Annotated in this window: 13 protein-coding genes and 1 tRNA gene; 4 read left to right on the top strand and 10 right to left on the bottom strand. The window is 61.7% G+C overall.

Features of this window, described 5'->3' with window-relative positions:
- Positions 1-18: 18 nt before the first annotated feature.
- Together ACTCHC_RS10365 and ACTCHC_RS10360 are read right to left on the bottom strand one after the other, a co-directional pair.
- Complete coding sequence (locus tag ACTCHC_RS10365; RefSeq protein ID WP_463022416.1) at positions 19-411, bottom strand: phasin family protein; 393 nt, start codon at positions 409-411, stop codon at positions 19-21.
- A 242-nt stretch (positions 412-653) separates the two neighbouring features.
- Positions 654-737 (bottom strand) — tRNA-Tyr (locus ACTCHC_RS10360).
- A gap of 136 nt (positions 738-873) precedes the next feature.
- Here ACTCHC_RS10360 and rlmB point away from each other — a divergent pair.
- From rlmB to ACTCHC_RS10345, 3 genes are all read left to right on the top strand, one after another.
- Positions 874-1,650 carry a 23S rRNA (guanosine(2251)-2'-O)-methyltransferase RlmB gene (rlmB, locus tag ACTCHC_RS10355; protein WP_463022415.1) on the top strand — a complete coding sequence of 259 codons (777 nt, stop codon included), beginning with the start codon at positions 874-876 and terminating at the stop codon, positions 1,648-1,650.
- Between the two features lie 185 nt (positions 1,651-1,835).
- The gene (locus ACTCHC_RS10350; RefSeq protein ID WP_463022414.1) at positions 1,836-2,264 is read left to right on the top strand and encodes a CoA-binding protein; all 429 of its coding nucleotides are present in this window, start codon (positions 1,836-1,838) and stop codon (positions 2,262-2,264) included.
- Positions 2,265-2,360: 96 nt separating this feature from the next.
- Positions 2,361-2,951, top strand: coding sequence for a L,D-transpeptidase (locus tag ACTCHC_RS10345; RefSeq protein ID WP_463022413.1), 591 nt, complete (start codon positions 2,361-2,363; stop codon positions 2,949-2,951).
- A gap of 15 nt (positions 2,952-2,966) precedes the next feature.
- On the opposite strand, the gene ACTCHC_RS10340 is transcribed toward ACTCHC_RS10345, so the two are convergent.
- The 8 genes from ACTCHC_RS10340 to ACTCHC_RS10305 form a co-directional block, all read right to left on the bottom strand.
- The gene (locus ACTCHC_RS10340) at positions 2,967-3,275 is read right to left on the bottom strand and encodes a phosphoribosyl-ATP diphosphatase (protein ID WP_463022412.1); all 309 of its coding nucleotides are present in this window, start codon (positions 3,273-3,275) and stop codon (positions 2,967-2,969) included.
- Positions 3,272-4,033 carry an imidazole glycerol phosphate synthase subunit HisF gene (gene hisF, locus ACTCHC_RS10335; RefSeq protein WP_463022411.1) on the bottom strand — a complete coding sequence of 254 codons (762 nt, stop codon included), beginning with the start codon at positions 4,031-4,033 and terminating at the stop codon, positions 3,272-3,274. Before hisF ends, ACTCHC_RS10340 begins: the two co-directional genes overlap by 4 nt.
- Entirely contained in the window at positions 4,027-4,755 is a 729-nt protein-coding gene (gene hisA / locus ACTCHC_RS10330) for a 1-(5-phosphoribosyl)-5-[(5-phosphoribosylamino)methylideneamino]imidazole-4-carboxamide isomerase (protein ID WP_463022410.1), read from the bottom strand. The genes hisF and hisA overlap by 7 nt, the downstream gene beginning before the upstream one ends.
- 163 nt (positions 4,756-4,918) lie before the next feature.
- On the bottom strand, positions 4,919-5,587 hold the full coding sequence (locus ACTCHC_RS10325; protein ID WP_463022409.1) for a Dph6-related ATP pyrophosphatase: 669 nt from the start codon (positions 5,585-5,587) through the stop codon (positions 4,919-4,921).
- A complete protein-coding gene (gene hisH / locus ACTCHC_RS10320) occupies positions 5,584-6,222 on the bottom strand; it encodes an imidazole glycerol phosphate synthase subunit HisH (protein WP_463022408.1) in 639 nt (212 codons plus the stop codon). Before hisH ends, ACTCHC_RS10325 begins: the two co-directional genes overlap by 4 nt.
- 4 nt (positions 6,223-6,226) lie before the next feature.
- Entirely contained in the window at positions 6,227-6,814 is a 588-nt protein-coding gene (hisB, locus tag ACTCHC_RS10315) for an imidazoleglycerol-phosphate dehydratase HisB (protein ID WP_463022407.1), read from the bottom strand.
- Between the two features lie 64 nt (positions 6,815-6,878).
- Complete coding sequence (locus ACTCHC_RS10310; RefSeq protein WP_463022406.1) at positions 6,879-7,280, bottom strand: acyl-CoA thioesterase; 402 nt, start codon at positions 7,278-7,280, stop codon at positions 6,879-6,881.
- 82 nt (positions 7,281-7,362) lie between these two features.
- A complete protein-coding gene (locus ACTCHC_RS10305) occupies positions 7,363-8,745 on the bottom strand; it encodes an arylsulfotransferase family protein (RefSeq protein WP_463022405.1) in 1,383 nt (460 codons plus the stop codon).
- A 370-nt stretch (positions 8,746-9,115) separates the two neighbouring features.
- Here ACTCHC_RS10305 and ACTCHC_RS10300 point away from each other — a divergent pair, with 370 nt between their 5' ends.
- Complete coding sequence (locus ACTCHC_RS10300) at positions 9,116-10,747, top strand: alpha-D-glucose phosphate-specific phosphoglucomutase (RefSeq protein WP_463022404.1); 1,632 nt, start codon at positions 9,116-9,118, stop codon at positions 10,745-10,747.
- The last annotated feature ends 200 nt before the right edge of the window (positions 10,748-10,947 follow it).

The following is a 10,947-nucleotide window of genomic DNA, read 5'->3' as shown; positions in this document are numbered from 1 at the left end:
CAGGCCATGACGACCGCTTTATTCCGCGGCGCGCCCATTGATCTGCACCGACAGCGAGGTTGCCATCTCTGACATGTTGCGCTGCGCCAGATCGGCCAGATTTGTGCCTTCGACGGTATAGTCGTCTGTCATGCGCTCTACAAAGTCGCGCTGGGCGTTCAGGCTGTCATCGGGCGAATTGCATTGCGCCAGACTTTGCCACAGGGCCGCTTGCGCCTTGGTCCGGCGCTGGGCGAAGGCCAGAATTTCCGCCCATGTTTCCAGATTGGCCTGCATCATTTTAGCCAGGGGGGCAAAGGTCTGCAGTGTTGTGACCTGGGTCATGTTCGCGAATTGCCTGGCCTGTTCAAGGCCGATGCCCGGATCCAACATGCCGGTCGCCGCCGAGTTTCCCGCTTTCAGAGGTTTCATCGCGTCTACTCCCGTCCATTTATGTTGCCAATCACACATCCTAGCACCATGCCGGGCTGCCTGCATTGCGCTCGATCAATCGCAGCCTGAATATTCTGCGGCTGGTGTAAGGGCTGGCGGCATGGATATGGGTCCGCAGCGGCCGATTTCTCTGCGTGGCGATTGTTCTGAATGGAAATGGCGATGCCCGGCCGAATGGTCAGAACGGCCCGTGGCGGCAATCGGACAAGAATAAAGAAAAATGGTGGGCGACCCTGGAATCGAACCAGGCGTGCGTCTCCGCGAGGGAGTTACAGTCCCCTGCCACACCTTGCGGCCTGTCGCCCATCGTTTCGGGGCGGACCCCGAAGCGAGTGACGGGTGGATATCGCCGCCGCAGGGGGGCGTCAACAGGAAAATCCCTTGCAACCGCGACGTTCCATGGCCATGGTCCACGCCGCAACGCACAGCGCATGGGGCCATATGAAAAAGCCGGATTGGGTCATCGACAAGGAACGCGCAAAACGTGCGGCGGCCGCCGAAACCGTCTGGCTGTTCGGGTTGCATGCGGTGCGTGATGCGCTGATGAATCCGGCCCGCATCCGGTTACGTCTGGTGGTGACTCGCAACGCCGCCGACAAGCTGGCCGAGGCGATCGCGGCCAGCGGCATGCAGCCGGAAATATCCGATCCGCGCAAATTCGCAGCTCCGCTGGACGATGGTTCGGTGCATCAGGGGGCCGCGCTCGAGGTCAAGCCGCTGGATTGGGGCAAGATCGAAACCCTGTGTGAACCCGGACTGGGCGCGCCGCGCGTGGTTTTGCTGGACCGTGTAACCGATCCGCATAATGTCGGCGCGATCCTGCGCTCGGCCGAGGTATTCGGGGCGCGGGCCGTGATCGCCCCCCATCGTCATTCCGCCCCTGAAACCGGGGCACTGGCCAAGACGGCCAGCGGCGCGCTGGAGCGTCAGCCCTATTGCCGCGTGCCCAATCTGGCGGATGCGATGCTGACCCTGCGCAAGATGGGCTATGTGCTGCTGGGTCTGGACGGAGAGGCCGATGTGACGCTGGACGAGGCCCTGAACCCCGTTCGTCATCTGCCGGTCGCGCTTGTGCTGGGCGCCGAGGGCCCCGGCCTGCGCGAACGCACCCGCGAGACCTGCGACCAGCTGGTCAGAATTCCCTTTGCCGGGGCATTCGGATCGTTGAATGTCTCGAACGCCGCGGCGGTTTCGCTTTATGCATCCCGCGAGACTTGAAATGCCCGGCCGTTTACACGCTGTTCACGAATTTATCACATGCTCTGGCAATGTGGCCCAGCCGACCTATCTGGTAGTCAGAGGCGCGAAATCGGAACCTTCGCGTTTTCTTTTTACTGTCCCTCGTTCCGTAACTGGCGCCCGGCCATCTGGCCCGGGCGCTTTTTTCTATCAGGTTTGATGTAATGACCGACTATTCCGATACTTTCCTCAAAGACATCCTGAGCCGCAGCAAGGTGATTGCCGTGGTCGGCATATCAGCCAATACCGCGCGTCCCAGCCACCGGGTGGCGCGATTCCTGCAATCCATCGGCAAGCGGATCGTGCCCGTCAATCCGGGCCTGGAAGGGCAAAGCCTGCTGGGTGAACCGGTCTATGCCAGCCTTGGACAGATCCCCGCAGATGTGGGCGTGGATATGGTCGATGTGTTCCGCAAATCCGAAGATGTTCCGCCCGTGGTGCAGGATGCGCTGGACCATCTGCCCGGTTTGAAAACGATCTGGCTGCAACTGGGGATCGTCAATGATACGGCTGCCGCGCAAGCGCAGGCTGCGGGCATTGATGTCGTCCAGAACCGCTGCCCCGCCATCGAACATCCACGCCTGTTCGGATAGGGTCCAGCCCTCGCATATTCGTGACCGGGGGCAGGGTTTTGGGCAATGCCCCGTCCTGCTATGCCGTCAGAAAACCACATGGCCATGGGGCAGATCATGCAGAAATCATTTCCCAGTCTTTCCAGTCGCAGGAATTTCATCATTGGCGCCGGCGCATGCGCCGTATTGGGCGGTCTGCCCCGGTTTGCGCTTGCCGAAGAAAATTATGTCGAGGCACCCCATCCGACCGATCACAACGTGTCCAGCTTCACCGCGCAACGCTGGCAAGATCATTTCAGCACATTGGGCCGGGCGACGATCGTGGCCGATACGGTTTCACGCGCCCTGCATTTCTGGAATGCAGACGGATCGGATTACCGTATCTATCCCACCTCCGTCCCGATGAGCGACGAACTGACCCGGCGCGGATATACCCGTATCGTTCGCAAACGGGTCGGTCCGGACTGGACACCGACACCGGACATGATCAAGCGCAATCCCGATCTTCATTATATGCCGCCCGGTCCCGGCAATCCGCTGGGCACGCATGCCATGTATCTGGACTGGCCCGCCTATCTGATCCACGGCACCCATGACACCCGCAAGATCGGGCGGCGGTCATCCTCTGGCTGCATCGGGTTGTATAACGACAAGATAGAGGAACTGTTCGCCCTTGCCCCGGTCGGCACTCAGGTGCGTATCATCTGAACGGCCGGGCGCAGATCAGCGTCCCGCTTTTTCCGCGATTCCGGACCGGCCTTCGCGCCGGTCCAGTTCCGCCAGCACATCAGCCAGCGGCACATCGCGGGCCGCAAGCATAACCAGCAGATGATACAAGACATCGGCGGCTTCGGCGGTCAGGCCCGCACGGTCGTCCTTGACGGCTGCGATGATGGCTTCGACCGCTTCCTCGCCGAATTTCTCGGCGCATTTCTCGGGACCACACGACAGCAGTTTCGCGGTCCAGGAGGTTTCGGGATCGGCGGTCTTGCGGGCCGCGATCGTCGCCGATAGCCGTTCCAGCGTGTTCATGTCAGCCTCACTGGTATGCCGGCCGCCGCCATATGTGCCTTGGCCTGGCCGATGGTGAATTCCCCGAAGTGAAAGATCGACGCGGCCAGAACCGCGCTGGCATGGCCCAGGGTGACGCCTTCCACCAGATGATCCAGCGTGCCAACCCCGCCCGATGCGATCACCGGCACATCGACGGCATCGGCGATGGTGCGGGTCAGCGGCAGGTTGAACCCCGCCCGTGTGCCGTCGCGATCCATGCTGGTCAGCAGGATCTCACCGGCGCCCTTGGCGGCGGCCAGGCGGGCGAATGCCACCGCGTCAATCCCGGTGGATTTGCGTCCGCCATGGGTGAAGATCTCCCATTTGCCCGGGGCCACCGTCTTTGCGTCGATCGCCACCACGATGCACTGGCTGCCGAACCTGTCCGCGGCGCGCGCGACAACATCGGGCTCGGCCACGGCGGCCGAGTTGAACGACACCTTGTCGGCCCCCGCCAGCAGCAAGGCGCGCACATCCTCCGATGTCCGCACGCCGCCGCCCACGGTCAGCGGCATGAAGCACTGCTCGGCGGTGCGCGTTACAAGATCATACATCGTGCCGCGGTTTTCATGGGTGGCGTGGATATCCAGAAAACACAGCTCGTCCGCGCCGGCGGCATCATAGGCCTTGGCGGCCTCGACCGGATCGCCCGCATCGGTCAGATTGACAAAGTTGACCCCCTTGACCACGCGGCCATCGGCCACGTCCAGACAGGGGATGAGGCGGGTCTTCAGCATGATGACCCCTTCAGCGCGACCAGTGCCTCACCCAGATCAATTGCGCCATCATACAGCGCGCGTCCCGAAATCGCCCCCGAAATCACGCCGGTGTCGCGCAGCGCGATCAGATCCGCCAGCGACGAAACCCCGCCACTGGCGATCACCGGAATCGAAACCGCGCGGGCCAGCGCCTCGGTCGCCGCGATATTGGGCCCCTGCATGGCGCCATCGCGGTTGATATCGGTATAGATGATGGCGGCCACGCCCGCATCCTCGAACGAGCGCGCCAGATCGGTGACCATGACATCGGTCTCCTCGGCCCAGCCCTTGGTGGCGACACGGCCGTTGCGGGCGTCGATTCCCACGGCAACCTGTCCGGGAAAAGCGCGCGCGGCCTCGCGTACCAGGGCCGGATTTTCCACCGCCACCGTTCCCAGGATCACCCGCGACAGCCCCTTGGTCAGCCAGTTCTCGATCGTGACCATGTCACGAATGCCGCCGCCCAACTGGGTGGGCACATCCACCGCGGCCAGAATGGCCTCGACCGGCGCGGCATTCACCGGGGTCCCGGCAAAGGCGCCGTTCAGATCGACCAGATGCAGCCATTCGCATCCTGCCGCCGCAAAGGCGCGGGCCTGCGCGGCGGGGTCATCGCTGAAAACGGTGGCCTGATCCATCTCGCCCTTGAACAGGCGCACGCATTGGCCGTCTTTCAGATCAATCGCTGGATACAGGATCATGTCAGGCTCTCCGGTCTTGTGCGGCTGTTATGCACGGGCGCGGGTGAATTGCAACTCGGGCGCTGCCCGCGGCACAGCGACGTGTTTGAAAAACTTTCTGTTTATTCTTGGCCGAAATACCCTCGCCGAAGGCGCGATTTTTCGCAGAAAAATCGTAACCCTTTCACAGGGGAATCACGTCAGCGAAGACAAACCCGTCGCGCGTGACCGTCTCGCCCGGCCTTACGGGGATGGGGGCGCTGAACATCGGCCCACCGGTCACGGCGGTATGGAATTCACCATTCTCGCCGCAGGGGTCGACGCCTGTGGGCAGATCGGCCAGAAAACTTTCATCAAACGCCCGCCCGGCAAAGGAAGCATCCAGCTTGCGCGGGTCCACGGTGACAATCCGCGCTTGCAGGCCCGCGTCGATCATCTGGCGTGCCAGCAGGCCGGTATCGCGGCCCCAAAGCGGGAAAATCGCCTTGATCCCCACCCTGGCCAGGTTCGTCTCGCGATAGGCGCGCACGTCTTCCAGGAACAGATCACCAAACACCATGTGACGAATGTCACGCTCCAGTATCTGCTGCGTGGCGGCGGCCATCCGCGTCTCGTATTGCGCATTCGAACAGGGCCAGGGCAGGGGCACCTCGATCAGATCCAGCCCCAGCGCATCGGCCTGCCGGCGCAGCAATGTGTTGCGGGTGCCATGCATGGCGACGCGATCAAAGGCCTCGTTCGTGGTGGTCAGCACCGCCACCACATCGGCCAGCCCCAGCCTGCGCGCCTCTACCAGCGCAAAGGCGCAATCCTTGCCCGAAGACCAGGACAGAACGGCGCGGGGCGGGGTCACGGTTTCCAGCGCAGGAAATTGGCGATCATGCGCAATCCGGTGGCCTGGCTTTTCTCGGGGTGGAACTGGGTGCCGACAATATTGTCGCGCCCTACGATGGCGGTGATGTCGCCGCCATAATCGCAATGCACCAGCCGATGCGCGGGGTCGCGCACCCTGAAATGATAGGAATGCACGAAATAGGCGTGATCGCCCGTTATGATTCCTTCCAGCACCGGGTGCGGGGCGTCGATCACCAGATCGTTCCAGCCCATATGCGGCACTTTCAGCGCCGGATCGCCCGGGACGATCTTCACGACCTCGCCGCCGATCCAGTCGAAACCGGGGGTCTGTGCATATTCCATCCCGCGCGTGGCCAGCATCTGCATCCCGATACAGATGCCCAGAAACGGCCTGCCGCCCGCAATCACGGCCTCCTGCATCGCCTCGAACACGCCGCGATGGTCGAACAGTTGCGCCCGGCAGGCGGGAAAGGCGCCATCGCCGGGCAATACGATACGACCGGCTGTCCGGATCACATCGGGATCGGCGGTCACGACAACCCGGCCCGCGCCGGTTTCGCGCGCCACCCGTTCAAACGCTTTTTGCGCCGAGTGCAGGTTTCCCGACTCGTAATCGACAATCGCCGTGACCACGGGCTTACAGCGCCCCCTTGGTCGAGGGGATGGTATCGCCCTTGCGCGGGTCGGTTTCCACGGCCTCGCGCAAGGCGCGCGCCACGGACTTGAACGCGGCTTCGGCGATGTGGTGGCTGTTGATTCCGTGCAGTGCATCCATATGCAGGGTGATCCCGCCATGGGTGCTGACGGCCTGAAAGAATTCGCGCACCAGTTCGGTGTCGAAGGCGCCGATTTTCGCGGTGGGCAGCGTCACGTTCCACACCAGAAATGGCCGCCCCGACAGGTCCAGCGCGGCGCGCACCAGTGCGTCATCCATCGGCAGCAGGCAGGCGCCATAACGGCGTATGCCGCGCTTGTCGCCCAGGGCCTGTGTCAGCGCCTGTCCCAGTGCGATGCCGGTGTCTTCGACGGTGTGGTGATCGTCGATATGCAGATCGCCCGTGGCGCGGATGGTCATGTCGATCAGAGAATGGCGCGCCAGCTGATCCAGCATATGGTCGAAAAACCCTATGCCGGTCTGGTTGTCATAGGTTCCGGTCCCGTCGAGGTTGATATCGACGGTAATATCGGTTTCGGCCGTTTTCCGTTTGATCTGGGCTGTGCGCATCACAGGATCCTTGGCATTGATGTGCGCGCCTTATAGGCGCGGATATTGGAATTTCCAAGGCAGGTCATTGCAGATCGGATTCAGGGCGCGGCACCGGGCGCGGCACACCGTTTTCGTCTATGGCGACGAAGCGAAAGACGGATTCGGTGACCTTTTCATATTCGGTCTGCCCGCGGGGCTGGCGCCAGGCGCAAACCTCGATCTGCAGCGATGTCCGCCCTATTCCCAGCAGGGTGCCGTAAAGCGATACGATATCACCCACCTTCACCGGCTTTAGAAACCGCATCTGTTCGACCGTGATCGTCACCACGCGCCCCCGGGCAAGCTGATAGGCCATGATGCCGCCCGCAAGGTCCATCTGCGACATCAGCCATCCGCCGAATATGTCGCCCGAAATATTGGTGTCGCCGGGCATGGCGATCGCCCGCAGGATGGGTTCGATCCCCTTTGGGGGTTGTTCTGTCATTTGCTGGCTTTCTGATCAACGAAGCCCGGTTTTGTCAGGATGCGCGCCGTCAGGCAAGACCGTTTCAGGTGTCGGGCAATGCTCAGCCGCACGACACCCCGGCCAGCACTTTCGCGATACGGTCGCCGCGGTCGCGGTCGATGGCGCGGCTCCAGCCCAGCCGGTAAACCTTGCCGTTGCTGGCCCGGTTGATGAAACTGGCCTTGATGCTGCCATCGGCGCGGCCCACCAGCAGGCGGCCGAAGTTTTCCTCTTCGACCATCACATCGCCGCCGGGCAGCAGGGTAAAGCTGCCTTCGGACATGGTCTTGATATCCTGTCCTTTGAACAGGGCATCAAAGGGCGTGCTGGTCTGATCGGTGTCGAAATTATAATAGACGATATTGTTGGTCTTGTAGACCTGCGCGCCCTTGCCCATGTCGAGCACATTGTTGTTGAACACGGCAATGGTGTGGTCATCGACGATGTCCACATCGTGCTGGGCCGACCAGGGCCCTTCGCGCAGCCAGATGATCCGGTTGGTCGACGGGCGATACAGCATCAGCGCCGAGATATGCCGCATGCTGACAAACAGATCGCCCTTTTTCCAATGCGGACCATCCGCCAGCACGGGCTGGATGTCGTTGACGTGGATGCGGTCGATATGAACATGATCCTTATAGGCAGGACCGGTGCGGAAAATCAGATAGCGATATCCATTATCCATCAGCGCCTGCGTGGCGGAAATATTGGCCAGAATCGTGCCGTCTGCCGCGATGTGGGCAAGCCCGTCATCGAAATATTCGGGTAATACGCCCTTGGCCACGACCGGTTCGATATGGCTGGGGGTCCAGAAGCTGCCATCGTCGGCGGGTTCGGTGGAATGGTGAAACAACTGGCTGTCTTGCAGCCAGACCTTGCGCGAACAGGCATCGACCCTGGCCAGTGGCGCACCGTGATCCTTGATGATCAGCCCGCCATCATCGGTCAGCAGCGGGTGGATCACGCGAAAACGATTGTTGCCAAGATCGACAGGCTGTTTGTGTTTGGGGTTGGGGTCAACGCCCTGCATCAGGGTGTCTGCATCGGGCCGCCACTGAAACACGGTCTTTTGCGCCACCGGGTCGAACAGTTCGACCACGTGGCGATCAGTATCACCATCGAACCGGCTGAGCAGGATATAGGCATCAATCGGGGCGGCGCCCTCGGTCACATTCCAGCCGCCGGGGTTTTTGGCAAACCTTTGCCCGCCATAGGCGACCAAGCCCTGTTGCGGAGTCATCACGTTCTTCATCAGGGTAGGGAAACTGGCGACGGCCCCGGCGATCTGGCCAGCCCGCCCAAAGGTCTTGTATCCCTGCGCATCGACCCTGACCATCGCCCCGAAGACGGTCAGCCCGACAATTCCCAGCACAGCGACCAGCAGGATCAGCCAGAGTTCCACCCGTACCGCTTTGAACAGGAATTTTTCCATGCCACCCGACAATCATTCATCATACATCAGGAACGATGGCAGATTATTCAATATTTGCAATGGTTTGACGACAAGGGTGATATTGGTGTCACCTGTATGAAACTGGCCGCCCCGAATGAGTCTGATGTGGCCTTTTTCCGGTAACGACTTGTATTTTATATACTTTCATCACGATATCGGCGCCCTGCCAGGCACCATGTCGGATACGCAATGCGATGCGGCGCGGGAAATGGCTGATACAGTTGGGCGCAATCTTGCCGATCTCTTGGCTTTTCAGGGCAATAATCCGAAAGATTTCTTTTTACTTTCGTCACATAGGCCTGACACAACTTGCAGCCGGGCCACAGATGACAAGAATGCCTTCAACGAACAGGAGTATTCGATGCAAAAGATTTCCGTGGCCACCACACCCATCGCCGGACAAAAACCGGGCACGTCGGGCCTGCGCAAGAAGACACGGGTTTTCATGCAGCCGCATTATCTGGAGAACTTCATCCAGTCGGTCTGGAATGGCATCGGCGGGGTTGCCGGCAAGGTTCTGGTGCTGGGCGGCGACGGGCGTTATTTCAACGACCGTGCGGCGCAGGTGATCCTGCGCATGGCGGCTGCCGGCGGCGCGGCGCGGGTGGTCGTGGGGCAGGGGGCGCTGTTGTCCACCCCGGCGGCGTCGCATCTGATCCGGCTGCGCGGGGCGGATGGCGGGCTGATCCTGTCGGCCAGTCATAACCCTGGCGGTCTGGATGAAGATTTCGGCGTGAAATACAATATCGCCAACGGTGGCCCGGCGCCCGAGGATGTAACCGACCGGATATTTGCCGCCACCCAGTGCCTGACAGAATACCATATTCTAGAGGCGCAGGATGTGGACCTTGGCACCATCGGCATCACCCATCTGGGCGGCATGGCGGTCGAGGTCGTCGATCCGGTGGCCGATTATCAGGCGCTGATGGAAACCCTGTTCGATTTTGATGCGATCCGGGCGCTGTTCGCCTCGGGGTTTTCGCTGCGCTTTGATGCGATGCATGCGGTCACGGGGCCATATGCGCATGCGATTTTGGAAACGGCGCTGGGTGCTTCCCCGGGCAGCATGGTCAATGCCGTGCCCAGCCCCGATTTCGGCGGCGGTCATCCCGACCCCAATCCGATCTGGGCCAAACCGCTGATGGATCTGATGCTGGGGCCGAACGCGCCCGATTTCGGTGCGGCATCCGACGGGGATGGCGACCGCAACATGATCGTGGGGCGCGGCTGTTATGTCACGCCGTCCGACAGCCTGGCGGTGCTGGCGGCCAATGCGCATCTGGCGCCGGGCTATGCGGCGGGGCTGAAGGGGATCGCGCGCTCGATGCCCACCTCGGGTGCGGCCGACCGGGTGGCGGCTGCGCTGGGGATCGGCTGTTATGAAACCCCGACGGGTTGGAAATTCTTCGGCAACCTGCTGGATGCCGGCCGCGCCACGATCTGCGGCGAGGAAAGCGCAGGCACCGGATCAGACCATGTGCGCGAAAAAGACGGGTTATGGGCGGTGCTGTTGTGGCTGAATATCCTGGCCGTGCGGCGCCAGTCGGTGGCGCAGATCCTGCAAGATCACTGGGCCCGATACGGGCGCAACTATTATTCGCGCCACGATTACGAGGCGGTCGATGCCGGGGCGGCCAGCGGGCTGATGGATGATCTGCGCGCGCGGCTGACCGATCTGCCCGGGCAGGGGGTGGCCGGATTGATGATCGAAACGGCGGATGAATTCGCCTATGACGATCCCGTCGACGGGTCGCGCGCGACCGGGCAGGGGATCCGCATCGGGTTCCGGGGCGGTGCGCGCATCGTATTCCGGCTGTCGGGCACTGGAACCCAGGGTGCCACGCTGCGGGTCTATCTGGAACGCTATGAATCGGACCCCGCACAGATGGCCCTAGATCCACAACACGCCCTGGCCCCGGTGATTGCAGCGGCCGAAACTCTGGCGGACATCAAGCGTAGAACCGGGCGCGAGTCCCCCGATGTCATCACTTGAACGGTCCTGCAGGGGCCAGGAGGGCTTATTTTCAAAGCTATCCACAACTGATTTGCGGTTTGTGAAGAAAAAACGAAAAAACCTCTTGCGAGTCGTGATGTGTGTCCGTAAATAGCCCCTCACCGGCGGCGCAGGGATGTGCTGGCGGGTCGGGGTTCGGGTTGAATGATCTGGGTTTCGGTAAAAAATCTGAGGCAATT

The organism is Actibacterium sp. (assembly GCF_055134745.1).
Note: the sequence above shows the minus strand (reverse complement) of the source record. Positions and strands in the feature narration are given on the sequence as shown.